Origin of the sequence: Gordonia sp. CPCC 205333, assembly GCF_048537885.1 — a bacterium.
Classification (GTDB): domain Bacteria; phylum Actinomycetota; class Actinomycetes; order Mycobacteriales; family Mycobacteriaceae; genus Gordonia.
On the sequence record NZ_JBCLVI010000002.1, the window covers coordinates 311,109 to 331,579 of the forward strand.

At 61.7% G+C, this 20,471-nt stretch carries 20 protein-coding genes; 12 read left to right on the forward strand and 8 right to left on the reverse strand.

The genetic code is table 11. From position 1 onward, the window contains the following. Positions 1-18 precede the first annotated feature (18 nt). Positions 19-1,056, forward strand: coding sequence for an LLM class flavin-dependent oxidoreductase (locus tag AAFP29_RS06970; protein WP_419216624.1), 1,038 nt, complete (start codon positions 19-21; stop codon positions 1,054-1,056). Between the two features lie 9 nt (positions 1,057-1,065). Here the strand turns inward: AAFP29_RS06970 and AAFP29_RS06975 are convergent, their stop codons facing one another. After that, positions 1,066-1,479 carry a DoxX family protein gene (locus AAFP29_RS06975; RefSeq protein ID WP_419216625.1) on the reverse strand — a complete coding sequence of 138 codons (414 nt, stop codon included), beginning with the start codon at positions 1,477-1,479 and terminating at the stop codon, positions 1,066-1,068. Positions 1,480-1,618: 139 nt separating this feature from the next. Between AAFP29_RS06975 and AAFP29_RS06980 the strand changes: the two genes are divergently transcribed. Both AAFP29_RS06980 and AAFP29_RS06985 read left to right on the forward strand, forming a co-directional pair. Continuing rightward, on the forward strand, positions 1,619-2,971 hold the full coding sequence (locus AAFP29_RS06980; protein WP_419216626.1) for a M1 family metallopeptidase: 1,353 nt from the start codon (positions 1,619-1,621) through the stop codon (positions 2,969-2,971). Continuing rightward, positions 2,968-4,224: a lipopolysaccharide biosynthesis protein gene (locus AAFP29_RS06985; protein WP_419216627.1), complete on the forward strand. Its 1,257-nt coding sequence runs from the start codon at positions 2,968-2,970 to the stop codon at positions 4,222-4,224. The genes AAFP29_RS06980 and AAFP29_RS06985 overlap by 4 nt, the downstream gene beginning before the upstream one ends. 125 nt (positions 4,225-4,349) lie before the next feature. On the opposite strand, the gene AAFP29_RS06990 is transcribed toward AAFP29_RS06985, so the two are convergent. After that, a complete protein-coding gene (locus AAFP29_RS06990; RefSeq protein WP_419216628.1) occupies positions 4,350-5,192 on the reverse strand; it encodes a glycosyltransferase family 2 protein in 843 nt (280 codons plus the stop codon). A gap of 75 nt (positions 5,193-5,267) precedes the next feature. Continuing rightward, positions 5,268-7,340 carry a CocE/NonD family hydrolase gene (locus AAFP29_RS06995; protein WP_419216629.1) on the reverse strand — a complete coding sequence of 691 codons (2,073 nt, stop codon included), beginning with the start codon at positions 7,338-7,340 and terminating at the stop codon, positions 5,268-5,270. Between the two features lie 119 nt (positions 7,341-7,459). Here AAFP29_RS06995 and AAFP29_RS07000 point away from each other — a divergent pair, with 119 nt between their 5' ends. The 6 genes from AAFP29_RS07000 (at position 7,460) to AAFP29_RS07025 (ending at position 10,673) form a co-directional block, all read left to right on the forward strand. After that, positions 7,460-8,071 (forward strand): TetR/AcrR family transcriptional regulator, encoded by a 612-nt coding sequence (locus tag AAFP29_RS07000; RefSeq protein WP_419216630.1) that lies wholly within the window; start codon positions 7,460-7,462, stop codon positions 8,069-8,071. 66 nt (positions 8,072-8,137) lie between these two features. Further along, a complete protein-coding gene (locus AAFP29_RS07005) occupies positions 8,138-8,848 on the forward strand; it encodes a glycosyltransferase family 2 protein (RefSeq protein ID WP_419216631.1) in 711 nt (236 codons plus the stop codon). 4 nt (positions 8,849-8,852) lie between these two features. Then, positions 8,853-9,197, forward strand: coding sequence for a DUF2304 domain-containing protein (locus tag AAFP29_RS07010; RefSeq protein ID WP_419216632.1), 345 nt, complete (start codon positions 8,853-8,855; stop codon positions 9,195-9,197). Positions 9,198-9,287: 90 nt separating this feature from the next. Next, complete coding sequence (locus AAFP29_RS07015; RefSeq protein ID WP_419216633.1) at positions 9,288-9,680, forward strand: ribonuclease domain-containing protein; 393 nt, start codon at positions 9,288-9,290, stop codon at positions 9,678-9,680. Between the two features lie 18 nt (positions 9,681-9,698). Beyond that, positions 9,699-9,968, forward strand: a complete 270-nt coding sequence (locus AAFP29_RS07020; protein ID WP_419216634.1) for a barstar family protein — start codon at positions 9,699-9,701, stop codon at positions 9,966-9,968. Positions 9,969-10,076: 108 nt separating this feature from the next. Next, the gene (locus tag AAFP29_RS07025) at positions 10,077-10,673 is read left to right on the forward strand and encodes an LGFP repeat-containing protein (protein WP_419216635.1); all 597 of its coding nucleotides are present in this window, start codon (positions 10,077-10,079) and stop codon (positions 10,671-10,673) included. 63 nt (positions 10,674-10,736) lie between these two features. On the opposite strand, the gene AAFP29_RS07030 is transcribed toward AAFP29_RS07025, so the two are convergent. Further along, positions 10,737-11,333: a dTDP-4-dehydrorhamnose 3,5-epimerase family protein gene (locus AAFP29_RS07030; RefSeq protein ID WP_419216636.1), complete on the reverse strand. Its 597-nt coding sequence runs from the start codon at positions 11,331-11,333 to the stop codon at positions 10,737-10,739. Positions 11,334-11,337: 4 nt separating this feature from the next. Then, positions 11,338-12,213, reverse strand: coding sequence for a glucose-1-phosphate thymidylyltransferase RfbA (gene rfbA / locus AAFP29_RS07035; RefSeq protein WP_419216637.1), 876 nt, complete (start codon positions 12,211-12,213; stop codon positions 11,338-11,340). Between the two features lie 95 nt (positions 12,214-12,308). Here rfbA and rfbB point away from each other — a divergent pair, with 95 nt between their 5' ends. Together rfbB and galE are read left to right on the forward strand one after the other, a co-directional pair. Continuing rightward, complete coding sequence (gene rfbB / locus AAFP29_RS07040; protein WP_419216638.1) at positions 12,309-13,313, forward strand: dTDP-glucose 4,6-dehydratase; 1,005 nt, start codon at positions 12,309-12,311, stop codon at positions 13,311-13,313. Positions 13,314-13,315: 2 nt separating this feature from the next. Next, positions 13,316-14,335 carry a UDP-glucose 4-epimerase GalE gene (galE, locus tag AAFP29_RS07045; RefSeq protein WP_419216639.1) on the forward strand — a complete coding sequence of 340 codons (1,020 nt, stop codon included), beginning with the start codon at positions 13,316-13,318 and terminating at the stop codon, positions 14,333-14,335. Between the two features lie 248 nt (positions 14,336-14,583). Here galE and AAFP29_RS07050 read toward each other — a convergent pair whose 3' ends face one another. From AAFP29_RS07050 to AAFP29_RS07060, 3 genes are all read right to left on the reverse strand, one after another. Continuing rightward, positions 14,584-16,659, reverse strand: a complete 2,076-nt coding sequence (locus tag AAFP29_RS07050; protein ID WP_419216640.1) for a DUF6541 family protein — start codon at positions 16,657-16,659, stop codon at positions 14,584-14,586. 398 nt (positions 16,660-17,057) lie between these two features. Continuing rightward, positions 17,058-18,284, reverse strand: coding sequence for an MFS transporter (locus tag AAFP29_RS07055; RefSeq protein ID WP_419216641.1), 1,227 nt, complete (start codon positions 18,282-18,284; stop codon positions 17,058-17,060). Positions 18,285-18,316: 32 nt separating this feature from the next. Continuing rightward, entirely contained in the window at positions 18,317-18,973 is a 657-nt protein-coding gene (locus AAFP29_RS07060) for a GntR family transcriptional regulator (protein ID WP_419216642.1), read from the reverse strand. Between the two features lie 270 nt (positions 18,974-19,243). On the opposite strand from AAFP29_RS07060, the gene AAFP29_RS07065 reads away from it, so the two are divergent. Further along, positions 19,244-20,452 (forward strand): NAD(P)-dependent malic enzyme, encoded by a 1,209-nt coding sequence (locus AAFP29_RS07065; protein WP_419216643.1) that lies wholly within the window; start codon positions 19,244-19,246, stop codon positions 20,450-20,452. Positions 20,453-20,471 lie beyond the last annotated feature (19 nt).

Here is a 20,471-nt window from a genome sequence, read left to right on the forward strand (position 1 = left end):
GACTGACGTTCTCGGATCATGAAAGGTTTCGGATTCCTCAGTTTCGGCCACTACCAGCACGGATCGCCAGTCGGTCCGGCCGAGATGATTCGCCAGGCAGTCGATATCGGTGTCGGCGCGGACGAATTGGGCGTTAACGGCGCATATTTCCGCGTCCACCACTTCGCGACCCAACAGGCCTCACCGATGCCATTGCTCACGGCGATCGCGGCGAAGACACGTCATATTGAAGTGGGCACCGGCGTCATCGACATGCGGTACGAGAACCCGCTCTACCTCGCCGAAGAAGCCGCCGCTCTCGACATCATCGCCGATCAACGACTCGCGTTGGGGATCAGCCGTGGATCACCCGAACCTGCCGAACGTGGCTGGGAATCGTTCGGCTACACCGGATCGATCGACCCGCGCGGCGCCGACCTCGCGCGCGACAAGTTCGATCTGTTCTTACGCGCGATCGACGGCCAACCGGTCGCTCCGGCGGCATCTGGCGGCCCGGCGCTACCTATCGAACCGCGCTCGAACGGGTTGCGGGACCGGATCTGGTGGGGATCGGGCAGTGCTGACACCGCCGAATGGACGGGGCGGCAAGGGTTGAACATGATGTCGTCGACATTGGTTTTCAGTGACGAAGCACGACCGCTACACGAGGTTCAGTCCGAACAGATCGAGCACTACCGCACCGCGTACACCGATGCCGGATTCACCCGACCGTCGCGAGTATCGGTGAGCCGCAGCATCTTTCCGATCGCGAGCGCCGAAGACGCGCAGATGTTCGCAATCCTCGGCGCGCGCGAAGGCCACGACGGTTTCGGATCGATCGACGGCAAGACCGCGACTTTCGGGAAGACCTACGTCGGCGAGCCGGACCAGCTTGTCGCCGCATTGCGCGCCGACACCGCGGTGATGGCGGCCGACACGTTGATGATCACCATCCCGTCCCAGCTCGGCGTCGACTTCAACCTGCGAATCCTGGAATCGTTCGCACGTCATATCGCACCGGAACTGGGTTGGCAACCGAATGCCGCGGGACCCGTGACCGGATATCCCGCGGCATAGTCAGCTAGCTCAGTCCTCGCGCTGCTGACGGAACAGGTAGTGGTCGGCTGCTGCCAATCCGGGCTTGGCGAAACCGACTGCCAGCGAAGCCGCGATGAGCACGAGGACGAGTTCGTAGCCACCGTCGGCGGCCCAGAATCCCGAATCCCAATGTGCGTACGCCATCGCGCCGATCATGTCGGCGGCCAGCAAGATTCCGACGAGCGGCAGCAGCAGGCCGAGGATCAATAGAACGCCGCCGACGAGTTCGACCCAGGTCGCGTACTGCGCTGCGAGCGCCGGCGCAGGGATACCCATCGCGTCGAACCCCTTCTCCACGTTGGAGATTCCGTTCGTATGGAGCTTCTGCCAGCCGTGCATGATGAAGGTGAAACCCAGAATGATGCGCGCCGCGAATAGGGCGAGACTGCGGATGGCGGTCATAGGTGTATGCCTCTTTCGATGATTGATGTGTCTGTGGGCGGTGCGGCCCCCGGCGCGGGGTCGCCGGGCCGAGTAGTCTTTAAGAGCCGCGACGCCGGTGAGCATCGCGTATTCGAAGTCAATCGACCAGGGAGAATGGGTGCCAGGAAAATTGGGCCGACGATCATTGCATCAGCCCCTTCTCGGAGCACCTGCCGACCATGTCGATCCCTATCTGCCCAACAACGGCAACCTGGGCTACCGCATCTCCCGATATGACCTCGAGCTCTCATATAAGGTAGCGACAAACCGCTTGGTTGTCACGTCAACCATTACCGCGACTTCATTTCAACAGCTCAGCAGCTTCTCACTCGACCTCGCGACGACGATGAGCGTCGCCCGGGTGACCGTCAACGGACATCGGGTCCGATACACCCATCGGCGCCACAAACTCACCATCACGCTGCCGAGCGTGATCGAACCCGGCGGTGCGCTGGCCCTTGTCATTCGATGTTCGGGCAACCCCCGTCCGATCAAGGGAAAATGGGGCGAAGTCGGCTGGGAGGAATTATCCGAGGGGGCACTGTGCGCTAACCAGCCCAACGGTGCGGCGTCGTGGTTTCCGTGCGATGACCACCCGGTCTCCAAAGCATCGTATCGATTCACCATCACCACCGATTCACCGTTCTACGCATTGGCAAACGGGGTGTTGCAGTCCAAGCGCGTCAAAGCCGGCCAGACCACTTGGATATACGAACAGGTAGAGCCGATGTCGACCTACCTGGCCTCGGTGCAAGTTGGGCCCTACCGCCTCCGGGAACTCGCGACCCGCCCAATACCCGTCAAAGCCGTGGTGCCGCAAAGATTGATGTCGACATTCGACGTCGACTTCGGTCGGCAGTTGGAGATGATCGAAACCTTCTCGGAAATGTTCGGTCCGTACCCGTTTCCGCAGTACTCGGTGGTCGTCACCGACGATCCGCTCGAAATTCCCATTGAGGCACAGAGCTTTTCCATCTTCGGCGCCAACCACTGCGACGGGACTCGCAACTCTGAACGTCTAGTTGCCCACGAACTGGCACACCAGTGGTTCGGCAATTCGGTGACCCTGGCCCGCTGGCGCGACATCTGGCTACACGAGGGCTTCGCCTGCTACGCCGAATGGTTGTGGAGTCAGCATTGCGGCGGCAAATCCGCCGACGAATGGGCCCGCCACTACTACGCCAAACTCGCGGCCAAGCCGGTGTCAGTGCCGCTGTCAGATCCGGGGCCGGCGCAGATGTTTGACGACTGGGTCTACAAACGTGGCGCCATGACCCTCCACGCCCTGCGGCTGACCATCGGTGACGGCAATTTCTTCGCCCTCCTCCGCCGCTGGACCGACAAGTATCGATACGGATCGGTGACCACCGAAGACTTCACGACGCTAGCCGCCGGTTTCTCGTCAACGTCGTTGACCGGCCTCTGGCAGGCGTGGTTACACCAGCCGCAGTTGCCGCCCTTTCCACAATGAACGTGGCGTCGGACGCGGCCAGATCGTCGAACGATTCGACCGATCTGCGTCGGGTAACCGTGGCAACGGTGATCGCCGCGGCGTCGGGCTATCTGGTTCTGCTTCTTGCCGCCCGACAGCTCGGAGCGGCGGCTTACGCCAGTTTCGCCGTCTTCTGGGCGGCCTACGGAATGGTCACCGGCGCACAGAACGGTCAGCTACAAGAGACCACGCGAGCAATCCGGAACGCGGCATCCGACGGACCCGCACCGGCAATCTGGCGACGACCCCTCGGGGTCAACGCAGTGATCGGCATCGGGCTGGGTCTCCTCGTCGCCGCCAGCTCGTGGTTATGGGCTCCCCATGTCTTCGACTCCTCCGTCGGATTGTCGGTCGCCCTATTGGCGGTCGGCGTCGTCAGTTTCGCGGCATACGCCCATCTGTGTGGCACGTTATCGGGGTCGGTGTCATGGTCGACGTTCGCCGCCCTGCTGACCGTCGACGCCCTCATTCGGCTCGCGGGTGCGACAGCAGCCTTCGCAATGGGGTTGTCGCTCAACGCTTTCCTCGTGATCACCGTTATCGGATCGGTGTCGTGGATGCTCGTTCTGGCAACCTCGGCCACCGCGCGTCGAGTGATCGGACTGGGCGCCGACGTCGCACCGCGCACCTTCGCCACCAACACGCTCACTGCGATGGCGGCCGCCTTGGCAAGTGCGGTGCTGGTGATGGGATTTCCGGTGCTGATCCGAATCACCGCGCCGGACTCCGATGACGCCGCCGCGATTGGCGCCGTCATCCTCGCCATCACTCTGACGAGGGCACCACTGCTGGTGCCGCTCAATAGTTTTCAGGGCGTCTTAATCACCCGGTTCGTCGACCAGCGACATCGGCTGGTTGCGGCACTTGGCGTGCCATTCGTCGCGGTTGCCGGGATCGGCGTGGTTGGCGCCCTGGCCGCGGCAATGATCGGGCCGTGGCTGATGACAAGCGTGTTCGGCGGCGGGTACGAGTTACCGGGAATTACGTTGGCCTGGTTCACCATTGGTGCGACGTTGCTCGCCTTGCTGACAATCACCGGTGCATGCGTGCTCGCCGTCGGAGCGCATCGATGGTTCGCCGCCGGATGGTGGCTTGCCACCGCCGCGTCGGTAGCGTTGCTCTTCGTGCCGCTGGGCGTGCAGGGGCGAGTGTCGGTCGCGCTGATCGCGGGACCGGTGGTCGGGATCGTGGTGCACATGGTCGCCTGCTCACGTCGGGGCGGTCTACGCTAGCTTCGAGCGGTTTACGGTGCTGTGCAGGGGGTTTCGAGTTCGGGTCGCGGAGTCTCGATACACCCGAGCTCGCAAGCTCGCTCGGGCACTCGACCATCGGCGGTGGCTACTCAACCTTGCGATGGTTAACGCCGTACCCGTCCGATTGCCGCGCTGGTTCGCTGAATTGCCTGGTTGAGCCGCGAGGTCGGGTGAAAGCGCGCTGCCCGCGCCGCCTTCGACCAGCCACGCTCACCACATTGGTCGGCCTGTTCGGCGAAAAAACGGTTCTCCTCGTCGAACCTACGACCATCGACCGCCTGAATCGAGCTGACCGACCCCCCGTGGCGGCGATAGGAGAAGACCACCGTCGGGTCGTAAACAAGCGATCCACCGTCGATGGTGAGATCAATGAGCAACGCGAGGTCGAGCACGACGTCGAAGCCGGTTCGGAACCCAACAGCACGGACCGCGGAGGTCCGCCACAGTAGCGAGGGGAAATACGTCCAATTGCCGTGAAATAAGCTGCACGCCAAGACTTCGCCGGACAATACCGTCGCGCGCGACGGCGCCAGACGCGACTTGATCCGGTCACCTAGCGGGCGAACGGGCATACCGGCGTCGTCGATAACGTCGACGCCCGGCTGTATAACGGCGGCACCGGGATTCGCGGAGGCCAGGCTCTTCACCGTCGCGAGATAGTCGGGGGCCATCACGTCGTCGCAGCCCATCACCACGAAATAGTCGGATGCGACGAGATCCACGCAGCGTCGGAAATTGCCGTTGACGCCGAGGTTGTTGTCGTTACGCAGGTAGGTAATCCGAGAGTCATCGAGTGTCTTGAGCCAACGGGCGGGCTCCGGGTCGGGATAACAGTCATCGACGACGACGAGACGCCAGTCCGCGTCAGACTGCCCGACGACGCTGGTCACCGCCTGCTTGAAATGTGCGACGTCGCCGTAGAAGGGCATCATCACGTCGACAGTCACCAGGCCAGCGTAATGGGCGGGCGCGCTGATGCGAATTCGGCGCGAGCCGGCGGCCGGCCTGGTGACGTCAGACGATCAGCTAGGGATCGGAGCCGACAGGGGCACGTTGACCCAGCTCGGCTGCTGGGCATCGAGGCGGACCCGTTGCGGCTTGAGACCGGAGTCAGCCAAGAAGAACGCCGGCGGCAACCCCTTCGGGAAATTGCTCGCGTATACATCCAAGCGCAGCCGGTGTCCCGGTTTCAGGGTCGCTTGTATCGGCGTTAGTGAGATATCCAATACCACCGGTCGGCCCGGAATAGTTTTCTGCCTCTTCGACAGGTCCATATAGTAGCTCGGCTGAGTATAGTCACCATTCGACGATTTCTGACTCCGCCCGCTATCAATCTGGCGCATCGACGCGATGAGTTGGCCGGTAGAGATTTCGCGCGAATTCCCATCCGGCGACACATCGTTGAGAGTCGCGACCCAATATCCGTCCTTCGCATCGTGCACGACATTCAGATGAGCGTTAATAGGACCCGATATCGTCGTCTCGTTACGCATGGGACTGCTGGTAAATGTCAAGCCCTCCCGCTCCCAGATCCGAGAATCACGAGCACATGCCTCGATAATCGAGATGATTCCGGCGGATATCTGCGCCGAATCACGACTGCACACACTTAGCAGGCCGGGCGCGACTGTCAGGTCACGTGGTTTCGTCGGGTACGAAACCGCAGATAAGCCGCCGTCGAATCGCGCGGTCGGGCTGGTGCCACTTCGCTTAGCGTTGAGATACATCCGTCGGTGCAGGTTCTGCGACACCGGAAACTCCGGCAGACTCACCCAAGCGCCACCCTGTTCTTTAACGGTGATCGGGCTGTATTTGTCGATTCCATTATCAATTCCGCGCAGCCAGTGGTCGAACCAAGCTCGTTGCAATACATCCAGGCGCGGCGGCATATTTCGCTGACCGAATCCGGCATAGCCCGCTCCGACATGATAGCCATCACCCATAATCAGCTTCTTCTTATCGGTGGACAGCGGAATACTGTTGAATGTGTTGGTCGCAGTATTGCCGAATAGATCGAACCACGCTCCCGCGATAAAGGTGGGCACCCGAATGCGGGAGGTATCAGTCTTCAATCCTTTCCGCAGATACGAGTTCGGATCGTACAGTTCACGAGCTTTCCGGGTGAGTTGTTCGGGACTCAAGGCGGTATAACCGCTGGCAACAACATCGAGAAGTGTTGCCGGGTCGGCGAGTCGATCCTTGAACCACTGCAGTTGCTGCTCCGGGGAAAATTTTCCCACAATGATCGAGGTAACGTCGGGCGTCATTTTGTAGAGATTCACCCCGATTAGCCAGGGAACCAGGAATCCGACACCGACGGCACCGCCGGCTCCCGCGATATCAGCGAACACGTCAGCGCTGGGGACGTAGGCGAAGATAGATTTCAGTGCCGGCGGCATTAGATGAGTTGTCTCAAGCGCGGAGATCGCGGTGAATGAGACACCCATCGCGCCGACATTTCCGTCACTCCACGACTGACGCGCTATCCAGTTGACTACCGCCGCAGCGTCACGCTTCTCGCGTTCGCCGAAGACTTGCCAGTTGCCGTTCGAATTGCCGGTGCCACGCATATCGACCTGAACCAGCGTGTACCCGGCACCCGTCAGGGCCCAGTCCTGTACCGCAGCCTCGATAGCTCCCGAGTTGAGTTGTCGGGTGAGGTCGAATACTCCATCCAGCCCGACACCGGGCAGATTTAAGGAGCTGATCCAATCTTCCAGAGGCTTCTTGACACCCAGCCCTTTCGCAGACGCGAGAAACGCGGCACCGACCAGCATCGGCAATTTTCCATAGCCCTGCAGCTGCAAGATGACCGGCCGCTTCCCGGTGGCGCGACGACCATCACGTGCCGGATGTATCACGTCAGCTTTGAGAACCGTCCCGTCATCCATCGTGATCGGCACCGCGAGATCGGGAGCGACTCCGTTATACCGCTGCGGGCCGTCGACCGCGGAGGTCCACTTCGCGGCGTACCGCCCGCCATCGACGCCGGTGTACTGACCTGGACGAGCGTCGGCCCCCGACGAGCTGAACACCACCCCTAACGCTATCGCGAGGCATATGGCCACCCCTCGCACGAACAAGCCAATCCGCATCTTCGAATCCTGCCTTCTTGTTACCAAAACCTACTGACAGGTAGCACAGTAATCTGGATCACTCAATCGCGCAAGATAGCAACCGGTCGCTATCTATGTCATGCTTTAGAGTCAGTCGAGTGCGTAGGACCCAGAAGGAACGTCGTGAAGCCACGACGGCCAAGCTGTTTGACGCGGCGATCGCGACGATCGCCGAAGTCGGCTACGCACGAACCTCCGCCAATGCCATCGCGGGTCGAGCAGGTATGTCGTCAGGTGCATTGTTCCGCCACTTCCCGACCATGGCGACGTTCCTCGCGGCGGTAGCACGAGAGGCATTCGAGCGACAGTCCGCCAATTTCGTCGAGCGCTTCGAAGCACATGCCGATGTGTCCCATCGCACAGCTCTGGAACGCGCGCTCACCGCTTGGCGCGAGATTACGAACCTTCCCGAACATTGCGTGTCACTTGAACTCACCATGGCCGCCCGAACCGATGAGGTCTTGCGTGACCGCATGCTGGAAACAATGCGTGACGTCGGGCCGGTGATGTTCGATATCACCAAGCGGACGGTCGGTGAAGATCTTGTGCTATCCGATTTGGACTTCGGCACGCTGGTTTTCATGGTTGGTGACCTCTTTGACGCCGAAACGCTCCAGCATCCGCTTCGCGAGCCCTACCCGATAATCAGCGAGCGGCGGATTCCGCTCCTGCTGGAGATGCTGGAGCGCTACCGGGCATCCGACGATTAGCCCTCGGCTGAGCAATCACATCACGGTCCGCAACACTGATTTCCAGCCCACGATAGGGTTACCGGCATGACCGAAGCTGCACCGTCGGGCGCCAACACCGACGTCTGGTTGGTAGTTCCGGTGTACAACGAGGCGCCGGTCATTGCTGACGTGATGGAGAACGCCGCGCGGACATTTCCCAATATCGTGTGCGTCGACGACGGAAGTTCCGATGGTTCGGCGGCTCAGATCAAGGCATCGCCCGCGCGTATCGTCCGCCACCCGGTCAACCTGGGACAGGGAGCGGCGATACAGACCGGCGTCGAATACGCGCGAAAACAGCCCGGCGCCAAGTACTTCGTCACCTTCGACGCCGATGGCCAGCATCAGATCGACGACGTTGTGGCGATGATCAGGCGGCTGCGTTCGGAGCCGATCGACATCATCGTCGGGACCAGATTCGCCGACGGTCGCAGCGAGTCGGTACCCCTGATCAAACGAATCGTGCTGCGAACCGTCGTGCTGTTGAGTTTCCGAACCCGCCGACTCGGCCTATCCGACGCACACAATGGACTTCGGGCGTTCAATAACACTGTCGCCGACCAACTCGACATCCGAATGAACGGCATGGCGCACGCGTCAGAATTCGTCGCTCTCATCGACCACCACGAATGGCGGGTCGCCGAGCAACCGGTGACCATTTTGTACACCGACTATTCGCGGGCAAAAGGCCAGTCGCTCATCAACGGGGTCAATATTCTGGCCGATGGCATGCTGCATGGCCGGACGAGGAAGTGATGAGATGATCTGGTTCCAGATTCTGTCGGTGCTCATTATCGTCGCGCTCATCGGCTTCTTCATGGCTAATCGCGGCACGGCACGCGCCTCAGCCGGCGTGAAGATACTGTTCGTGGGTTTCGTCGTATTTGGCGCCTACGCGATGCTTCGCCAAGACGATGTCACCTGGGTCGCAAACAAACTTGGCATTCAGCGCGGCCTTGACCTCGTGTTATTCCTGTTGGTCATCGCATTCGCCTTCACTACGGTCTCGACGTATCTGCGGTTCCGGGATCTGGAGATCAGGTATGCGCAATTGGCGCGCGCCGTCGCACTACAGAATGCCGACGCGGAGAACGAAAAGCGCTGAGCACACGATCCGCAGGGTGAGCCTGTTACGTGTCGCAGCAATTCACTTCGAGTCCACCAACCGGTTAAATCGGCCGAGTATTCGTTAGACATGCTCACAAAGCGCATCGCCGTCGCCACCGCAACCGTCGTAGCCGCCTGCGCCCTCGTTCTCGGCATACCAACCACCGCCGAAGCCGCGATCTCGTCCTGCGCTCTGTCATCACTGCCGTCCCAGGCGACCGACACCGTCAACCTGATCCACTCCGGCGGGCCGTTTCCCTACCCCAAGAACGACGGCGTCATCTTCGGCAATCGGGAAGGCATCCTGCCGTCGGCCGCATCGGGCTACTACCACGAATACACGGTCATCACACCGGGTGCGTCCACTCGCGGCGCCCGCCGAATCGTCACCGGCGGAACACCTTTGACCAGTCCGCCGCATTACTACTACACCGGCGATCACTACGTATCCTTCTGCGAAATCCGCGACGCGAACTACTGAGTAAAGGCGACAATCACCATGATTCACTATCGAATCGACGGTTCCGCGATCTCGTCGACCAAGGACTTCTACGAGGAGATCGGCCGAAGCGTCAATGGCCAGGGCGGCTACTTCGGCTCCAACCTCGACGGACTCGCCGACTGCCTGCGCGGTAGCTTCGGCACGCCAGCCGACGACGCGTTCGAGTTTGAATGGATCGACTCGGAAAACGCGCGCGCGAATCTCGACGGTTTCGACGATATCGTCGCGGTATTCGCCGACCAAGGTATCGGCTTACACCTGCTCTAGGGTCGGCCAGACGACCGACCCACGCTAACGCCGCACCACCACATATTCGATTTACCTCATGTCAGCGGGGTGACAGCCGTAAACATCGAATGAAAGGTTAGGCGCGGCATGAAGAAATCATCTTCCAATCCAATAGTCGCCACTCTGTTGGCAATATCTTTCGCCGTCACCGCATGGTTGGGTGCGGGGTCGGCACACGCAGACCGTCTCTACGGGAATATCTGGGTGGTTGGAAAAATAGAACAAGCGTATGTGGCCACAGGCGGTCCTCAGAAATGGGGAAATCCGACGATAAGCGAATCCGCCGCAGCCAACGGAGGCAGATTCCAGCGGTTCGCGAAGGATACCTCGTTCTATTGGCATCCGAGTGTCGCGAGCGGTGTCGCACATCAAGTCGGTGGCGCGATTCGCGCGAAATGGGCTGACCTGCAGTGGGAGCGTGGACCACTGGGTTATCCGGTAAAAAATGAACAAGGTCACCCTGAATCGACAACCCAACCCAACGCGCGTTCGAATGACTTTCAGGGCGGTGCAATCTTCTGGTCCGCGCAGACCGGAGCGCATCCGATCTGGGGTGAGATATACACGAAGTGGTTACGTCTCGGAGCGACTCGGTCCCAATACGGACTGCCCATCACCGATGAATACAAGATAGGCAACCGATTTGCTCAACGCTTCGAACACGGCCTCTTGGCCTGGCCGTAACCTCGCGCTCCGCTAGAAAGTGGTTCTCGGCTTACCCCGGGGACCACTTTCTGGTGTGGCGGACTACTGTCCCGGCATCTCATAGGCAGGCAACAGCCCCGACTCGACTGCCTTCGCCAAAGTCGGTGCGGCAGTATCCTTCTCCGACAATTCAAAGGTCAGCGGCGAGCCATCGCGCCGGACAGTCGGCCAGTCGATGGCCAGCTCAGGATCCAACGGATTGATGCCGTGCTCCGCGGTTGGGTTGTAGCCCGTGGAACACAGATAGGTAACCGTGGAGCCGTCGGCGAGCGCTAAGAAGGCGTGTCCGAGCCCCTCCGCGAGATAGACAGCCCGGCGGTCGGTGTCATCGAGAAGAACCGTGTCGTAGGTACCGAAAGTCGGTGAACCTACCCGGATATCGACGATGACATCGAGGACCGCGCCCACTGGGCAGGTCACATATTTAGCCTGCCCCGGCGGAACATCGGCGAAATGCACACCCCGTAGCGAACCAGCCGACGACACCGACATATTGACCTGCGCCAAGTCGAAGGTATGCCCGATGGCTTCGCTGACCAGTGGCGCCTTGAATGCCTCCAAAAACAGTCCGCGACTGTCGCCGTGCTGTACCGGAGTGAATTCCCATGCCCCGTCGATCGAGAGCGGCCGAACCTGCATCTGCTTAGAAACCCTTTCCGCGGGCGAGTAATTCGAGAAGGTAGTCGCCATATCCCGACTTGCGCAGCGGCTCAGCGCGACGGGCCAAATCGTCATCGTCGATGAGGCCGCGCCGCCAAGCGATCTCCTCCGGCACCGCGATCTTCAAACCTTGACGCTCCTCCACTGTACGGACGAAATTGCCTGCGTCGAGCAGCGAGTCGAAAGTCCCGGTGTCGAGCCACGCGGTGCCGCGCGGCAACACCGTCACGGCAAGATCGCCTCGCTCAAGATAGTGCCGGTTGATGTCGGTGATCTCGTATTCGCCACGCGCACTTGGCTTGAGACCGCGGGCGATGTCGACGACGTCGTTGTCATAGAAGTACAGTCCGGGAACCGCGAAATTCGACTTCGGTTGTGCCGGTTTCTCTTCCAACGAGATCGCAGTACCAGTGTCGTCGAAGTCGACGACACCGTAGGCACTCGGTTCGGCGACCCAGTAGGCGAAAATCGCGCCGCCGGTCAGCCCGTCGAAGCCCGACAATCGACTACCCAGTCCAGGCCCGTAGAAGATGTTGTCGCCGAGCACCAGTGCTACCGAGTCATCGCCGATGTGGTCCGCGCCGAGAACGAAAGCCTGGGCCAATCCATCGGGCGACGGCTGAGAGCGATAGGTGAGGTTGATGCCGAACTGTTCGCCACTGCCCAACAGGTGTTCGAACGCAGGCCGATCCGTCGGCGTGGTGATGATCAGAATGTCTGAGATACCGGCCAGCATCAACGTCGACAGCGGGTAATAGATCATCGGCTTGTCGTAGACGGGGACGAGCTGCTTGCTCACACCCAGGGTAATCGGATGTAACCGACTGCCCGTGCCACCAGCCAGAATGATTCCTCGCATGCGATTACCCTAGCTTCTTCACAGCCCACGACCAGCCGCTGGGATGGCGTGGTTCGTACACTTGATTCGGTAAATGACGTTTAGGAGAGGTCGTAATGCGCGTTCTCGTCACCGGCGGTGCCGGATTCATCGGCGCCAACTTCGTGTTGCGGACGTTGAGTACACGTCCCGACGTCGAACTGACTGTGCTCGACAAACTCACCTATGCGGCGAATCCGCAGACGCTAGCGGACGTCGCCGATCGGGTAGAACTAGTCGAGGGAGACGTCGCCGACGCCGGCATCGTCGATCCGCTGGTGGCGGCATCAGATCTCGTAGTGCATTTCGCCGCCGAGTCGCATAACGACAACTCACTTCTCGACCCGTCACCGTTTGTGCAGACCAACCTCGTCGGAACATTCACCTTGCTCGAAGCGATCCGCAAGTACGGGGTGCGCTACCACCACATCAGCACCGACGAGGTCTACGGCGACTTGGAACTCGACGACCCCACGCGGTTCACCGAGCACACCCCCTATAACCCGTCCAGTCCGTATAGCTCAACTAAGGCCGGCAGCGACCTGCTAGTCCGGGCGTGGGTGCGTTCGTTCGGCGTCGCGGCGACGATCTCCAATTGCTCCAACAACTACGGGCCTTATCAGCACATCGAGAAATTCATCCCCCGTCAGATCACCAATGTCCTGGCCGGACAACGCCCCAAGCTCTACGGCGACGGCCGCAACGTGCGCGACTGGATTCATGTCGACGACCACAACGATGCGGTGTGGACAATCATCGACAACGGTCACATCGGCGAAACCTATCTGATTGGCGCTGACGGAGAAGCGGATAACCGTACCGTGGTCGAGACCATCCTCGAACTGCTCGACCAGCCCTCCGACGGTTTCGATTTCGTCACCGACCGCCCCGGCCACGACCGCCGCTACGCGATCGATTCGACGCGACTGCGTGACGAACTAGGTTGGCGGCCAAACTATCTCAGCTTCCGGTCAGGCCTGGCGGCTACCATCGAGTGGTACCGCGACAACACCTCGTGGTGGCAGTCCGAAAAGTCCGGCGTCGAAAGTCGTTACGCCGCAAACGAAAAGGTAGTCGGGTAGCAATGCGCGTCTTGGTGAGTGGTGGAGCCGGGTATATCGGCTCGCATACCGTAGTCAAGTTGGTCGAGGCCGGCCACGACGTGATCGTGGTGGACGACTTCTCCAATGCCAAGCCGACGGTCATGGCGAGGCTGGAAGATCTTGCCGGACAGTCGATTCCGATGCATAGCTTTGACCTCGCCGACGCGGACAAGACCGAGCAGCTATTCGCCAACGAACAGGTTGACGCCGTCATCCACTTCGCCGGATACAAGGCGGTTGGCGAGTCGGTCGCCAAACCACTGGACTACTACGCCAACAACCTCGGTACCACGTTCTCGTTGCTGCGCGCCATGGAACGCCACGGCGTACACAAGTTGGTGTTCTCGTCGTCGGCGACGGTTTATGGCCCAGAACCGCGACTGCCGATGACCGAGGACCTGCCGACGTCGGCGACCAACCCGTACGGCTGGACCAAGGTGATGATCGAGCAAGTGCTCGCCGACGTCGCGGCCAGCGACTCCGCTTGGCGCATAGCCGCATTGCGCTACTTCAATCCGGTGGGCGCACATCCGAGCGGACAGATCGGCGAGGATCCCAGCGGCATCCCCAACAATCTCATGCCGTTCGTCGCACAGGTCGCCGTCGGGCGGCGGGACAAGCTCGCGATATTCGGCGACGACTACGACACCCCGGACGGCACCGGGGTGCGGGACTATATCCACGTCGATGATCTGGCCGCTGGTCACGTTGCCGCGCTGGACCGGATCAGTGTCGTCGACCAGTCGCTGTCGGTGTGGAATCTCGGTACCGGACAAGGAGTATCGGTACTCGAGGTAGTTCACGCCTTCGAACGGGCCAGCGGGCAACCGATCCCATACGAGATCGCTCCGCGTCGCGCCGGGGACATCGCGGCGTCGTATGCCGATCCAACCCGGGCCAACGACGAATTAGGTTGGCGCGCAACGAAGACGATCGATGACATGTGCGTCGACACCTGGCGCTGGCAATCGGCGAATCCTAACGGATACCCCGACGCGTAGGGCGATCTCGATACACCTCGTCGCTAACGCTCCTCGGCACTCGATCAGCGGTATCGGATGGTCGAGTGCCGCCCACCGAGCTTGCGAGTCGGACGGTGCATCGAGACCCCGCGAGACGAAAGACCAACGCACCAGATCTCGATACACCTCGTCGCTAACGCTCCTCGGGCACTCGATCAGCGGTATCGGATGGTCGAGTGCCGCCCAACGAGCTTGCGAGTCGGGCGGTGTATCGAGACCCCTCCAGATCACCTGGGTGGCGACAACACCTCGTCGCTCACCCGGTAGACCGTCACATTTCCCTTGCGGAAGACTGGCTTCAGCCCCGGCGCCCCGGCGACTCGAACGGCGCGGAACGGGTCACCCTGCCGACCATGCTCGGGGTCGGGAATTCCGTTCTGGAACCACCAATAACTCGGCGGGCTGTCAATGACATAGCGCACCTTCATATCTCGCACGATCGCGTCGATCTTCGGGTCCGCTCCGATCTGGCCGACACCCCAGTACAGGTCACGCTGACGCTGAGAGAAGTCGTTGGCCCGGTAGAACGGGAATAGCGGAGTCAGGCCGGTGACCGGATAGATCCACCCGGTGCCCTGGTCCAAATTGTTGAGGATCAACGACTTTCGAGCATCCGGCTGCGCGGCCAGCCAATGATAGGCCGACAGGTCGTCGGGACCGACGAACTTATCCCCTCGCTCTTTGGACGCGAGCTGCGCGTTCGGCGGGTAACGAAGTACCGCTCCACCCGCGATCAGGACCAACACAATCGCGAACACGGCCGGAACTGCTGTCCGTGCGAACGGTTTGCGACCCGTGCTCGCTGAACTTCGCGACGCCAACAACTTCGCCAGCCAATTCGTCACCGCGCCAACGGCAACCGCTGCAGCTGCGGCGGCGAAGATCGCCGTCACGAAAGTCAGGCGGTGCCCGGAGTTGTAGAAGTACCCGCCCAACACACCGAGCGGATCGGACAACGGACCAAGGGCGACAACGGAATTCGCGGCCACCAGCACAAAGACCAGCCAGGCCGCCAGGCCGCCCCAGCAGCGCAGCCAGATCAACACAACCAGGCCGATCATGGATGCCAGCACCAGGATCCACACCGGACCCAACCGGGTCAGGGGAATCGTGTAGTTGAACAGAGCCTGTTTGAATGCCTCCACCAACGTGGCCGTTTCGTCCCGGAAGTCGAAACCCGACAGTTCGTTATTCCCGGCAATCTTGATCGTGCCGTAGATGACCGGCGCGGAGAGCGCAAGCGCGGCAGCGCCGGTAACCGCCAGGGTTCCGAAGTCGGTAGCGCGTGCGCGCCAGGCAGACGCACTGCTCGACGTTCCGATCGGATGCCACAAAGCCTGTGTGAGCCACCACAATCCGACGATGGCGACAATCACGACCAGGCCCGACGGATGGGTCGCGGTGACGCCCGCGATCGCGATGGCGGCAGGCAGAATGCGACTCCGATCCCGTACCGCGGAAATTGCCAGCACAGCCGCGATCGGCGCCATCGATACTCCAACGGCGTTGGGCACCGCGGTCAGTTCCAGTTCCACATAGGGCAACGACGGGAACAAGCCGGCGACGGCAGCTCCAATCGCGGCGATCGTCGCCGACTGCGACGTCGAAAAGCGATGCCGGGCAAACCAATAGGCGAGGCTTGCGACACCAAGCGGCACGGTGATCGCAAGCACGGCAGGCGAATACGTGTTGTAGAGCTCGACCGGGTTGGCTCCGGTGACCGGGAATACCAACGCCCCCAGCGCATGCCAGGTATTAGGATAGAAGTTGAAGCCGTGGGTGTCGTAATTCATCAACTCGCCCATTCGCAGCGAGGAGCCGATGCCGGTTTCGTGAATCCAGCGCAGTGAACTCGCGTGCCACAGCGAATCCCATACCTGCGAGACATTGTCGAGTCCCCCGAATGCAGTGGTGACGATGGGGCGCACCGCCGTCGTCACGATGATCACCACGCCGAGGCCTACGCCCGCGACCAACCGCCAACAGGCTCTGCGACTCAGCGGTTCATCGTCATCGGATGCCGGAGAAGTCACTAGCCGGCGTCCGCTCCTCGAGGTGAGGAAGCGCGAATACCCCCACGCAAGGACAAGCGCGACGATCAGCGCAATTCCGGCGGTAATAAGGTTCCACTCGAATCCCACCGCCCCGTAGAAGACCGTGGCGAGACTGACGATCAGGAAGGTTACCGGCGGGCCTGCCGCGACCGCGACCGGCCAAGCGACCCCCATCCGACGTGTCACCAGCGCCCCGGGCACCACCAACAGCACCGCGGTGACGATGGCGACCCACGCGGTGAGCAACATCTTCGGTCAACCTCCAGGGAATCCTTGGCTTCTCGACGCGGATAGCCCGAATCGACTGTCCCGCCAACGTCCGAGATTACTGGGCACCAACCGCGCGCCAGATTGTGGACTGTGAGTTGCCGCGCGGTCGGCCGACTGAACTGCGCCTATGCGCCGCAGTCAGGTCCGCCTCGTGGTTAGCTTTCCAGGCCGGACCATTGACAAACGCCACAATCGTCACCCTATGACGAGGCCACAGGTACAGCCGCCGAATCTCACGCGTATCTCTTTGATCGCGCCGCCGCGCTCGACGACTTCCATCACGCGCTCCAGCACAAGATCAAACGACCGCTCTACACGTGGCCGGTGCCTGGCTACATCACGGTGGGCCGACGAGACTGAGCCTTACCCCGCGGTCACTATGCGGATGAGTCTTCGCGAATGACCGCGGGCGGGTAGCGCCGATGGCCGAGCAGGCATACCGCCAGACAGACCACCGCGGCGACGGCTCCGAAGACCAGCATCGATGGATAGGTCACCGCCCACGACGATGCGGCGAACCAGGCCATCACCGCCGGCGCCGCGAAGCCCAGATACGTGCCGGAATAGAAGACCGCCGTGAGGCCCGCGAGATCGTCGGGTCCGGCGATGCGCTGCACTTCGAGCAGACCCGAGATCATCGCCATTCCGTAGCCACAACCCAGCACAGTGGCGGCGACCAGCGCCAACCACAACGTCAGTGCATTCGCGGCCGCAGCGGCCAACAGCATGCCGACCATCAGCACGACAAGTGCCACGACGACACCCCGGACGCCCGTCGGATCATCGATCCGACGGCCTACTGATTGGATGCCGAAACCCGCGGCCAGGCCAGCGACGCAACACAGCGCAGCGAAGGCGATCGGAGCGCCGGCAGTATGCGACGTCATCACTGCCGGAATAACGGCGTAGGCGACCGCGCAAGCGCCGAACACCCAGGGCGAGACCAGCAGTACTACGGTCAGGAATCGACCATTGGTGACCGATGGGATGCGGAAGTCATCAGCCAGGCGGCGGCGGTCGCAGCGAACCGGATGCCGGGTCTCGGGCACCCGAACCAGCAGAAGGAGCGCCACTATGGCCATCGCGACGTTGATCGCATACGGCAATGCCGTCGGCCACGGTCCCCATTGCGCGAGAACGCCGGCCACGCCCGCACCGATGCCGAACCCCGCGGTCAGACTCATCGCGGCCCGGCGTGCGCCGGCTCCCGCCGACGAGCCATCGAGGTCGGATAATTCCTTGATCCACGTACCGCCCACCGCCATAGAAAGCCCAAGGGCTACACCGCTGAACACCCGCCCAACGGCAAGTAGCCCCGCGGAATGCGCGCCGACCGCGAGAATCAACGAACCCAGCGCGGCGGCGATCGGCGCGAGCATCATCAGCTTCTTGCGGCCGACTCGATCCGAGAGTGGTCCCGCGATCAACAGGGTTGGGATGATTCCGAGCACGTAGGTGAACAACAGGGCGTCGACGACGACGGCCGACATATTCGACGTCTGGCGGTACATCACCAACAGCGGAGTGAATTCGTTTCCACCCCAGGCACTCGCGAATAGGGCTGCCGCCACCGCGGCCCAGTAGCCCGAGTAGCGGGTGGTCATGGCATCTCCTGCCTGCGATTGAGTGTTGACGCTCATCGAATCGCCTGGCCATAGACCGAAGGCCCCTGGTGGACCGACGTCAGATGCGCGGCTAACGCGGCGTCGAATGCGGTGGGATCACCGGAGTCGATGGCGTCGATGAGAGCCGCGTGGTCGTCGAAGATGCGGGCCATGACGGCCGGATCGCGATGGACGCTCGCCGTGGTCATCCGGCGGTGCCGTTCGCCTAGGCTGCCAAAAAAGCCTGCGATTAGCTGGTTGTCGCCCGCGGTGACGATGAGCTGATGGAACTGTGCGTCGATACGGGCGAAGGCGGCCATATCCGACGCATCGACGCTGCGATGTTCGGCCAGATTCACGCGCAAGTCGTCGAGCAATACCGCCCTGACCGCCGGCCGGTCGACGATCTGCGCGACGGCATGGCCTTCCAAAAGCAAGCGCGCCCGGAGCACATCACCGGCCTCACGTTCGGTGACGGGCAGCACGAGAGCACCGCGCTTGGGGTAGAGCCGCATCCACCCCTCGGTCTCCAGTCGCAGGAATGCTTCACGTACGGGGGTTCGGCTGACCTCGCAACGTCGGGCGACATCACCTTCGCTGATGAGGTCTCCACCGGGAATCTCGCTGGTCAGGATGAGTTCCTTGACGACCTCGTAGACCTTGGTCGCCGCCGACGGTTCGTTACCCATAGGTACGACTCTAATCAAGTACACAACATAGATACAAGTCGCATCCTTGCTTGTTGCCTTGGAAATGCGAAGGGTGGCAGACTTTTCATGTTCTCGCCACGTGCCAGGGTTCGTGAACCGAATCACGGTGACGGCAAGAAGGACGCTATCGCAAGTGACGCACCAACCCGTGCGGCTTGTTCGGCGGCCGCTTTCGTAGCGCAACGACGCGCCCGCCCATCGCGCCTGTCACACTCGTGGCATCGACCCGCGACCCGTCTGTACTAAGGAGTGACCGTGACTAGCACGGCGAATGATCCCAGCACGCAGCCTGCCGAGACTCCGTTGCCCATCACCGACGAAGAAGTGTTCAACGCACACGTCGGCGGCAAGTTGACGGTTGAGTTGCGCGCGCCGATCGACACCCAGCGCGATTTGTCGATCGCTTACACTCCGGGCGTCGCTCAGGTCTCACGTGCGATCGCGGCCGAGACCGAGTTGGTCAACAAGTACACCTGGACCGACCGCCTGGTGGCCGTCGTCAGTGACGGTTCGGCCGTCCTCGGGCTCGGCGACATCGGACCGCGCGCATCGTTGCCGGTGATGGAAGGCAAAGCGGCACTGTTCCGTTCGTTCGCCGGCCTCAACTCGATTCCCTTGGTACTCGACACCCAGGACCCCGACGAGATCGTCGAAACCTTGATCCGACTGCGCCCCAGCTTCGGTGCGGTGAACCTGGAAGACATCTCCGCGCCGCGATGTTTCGAGATCGAGCAACGGGTCATCGAAGCGCTCGACTGCCCGGTTATGCACGACGATCAGCACGGCACGGCCATCGTTGTACTCGCGGCCCTCAAGGGCGCGGTGCGTGTACTCGACCGTGACCTGGCCGGACTAAAGGTCGTCATCTCCGGCGCTGGAGCCGCTGGCGTCGCATGTACTAACATCCTGCTCGCTTCGGGTATCGACGATGTCGTGGTCCTCGACTCGCGAGGCATCGTCAGCACCGATCGCGCCGACCTCACCCCCGTCAAGACCGACCTCGCCGCACGCACCAATCCGCGCGGACTCTCGGGCGGCGCCGCGGACGCCCTCAACGGAGCCGACGTCTTCCTGGGTGTATCGGCCGGCCTCATCGGCGAAGAGCTCATCGCCTCGATGAACGACGATTCGATCGTCTTCGCGCTGAGTAACCCCGACCCCGAAATCCACCCGACCGTCGCCGCGAAATACGCCGCCGTCGTGGCGACGGGCCGTAGCGACTTCCCGAACCAGATCAACAATGTGCTCGCGTTCCCCGGCGTGTTCGCCGGAGCACTCGACGCCGGCGCCCGTCGGATCACCGAGAATATGAAGCTCGCCGCGGCCGAAGCGATCCTGTCGGTCGTCGCCGACGACCTCGCCCGTGACAAGATCGTGCCGAGTCCGCTCGATCCCCGTGTGGCACCGGCTGTTTCAGCCGCAGTCGCCGATGCCGCACGCGCCGACGGCGTCGTGTAGCCACTTCCAACTCCAGAGG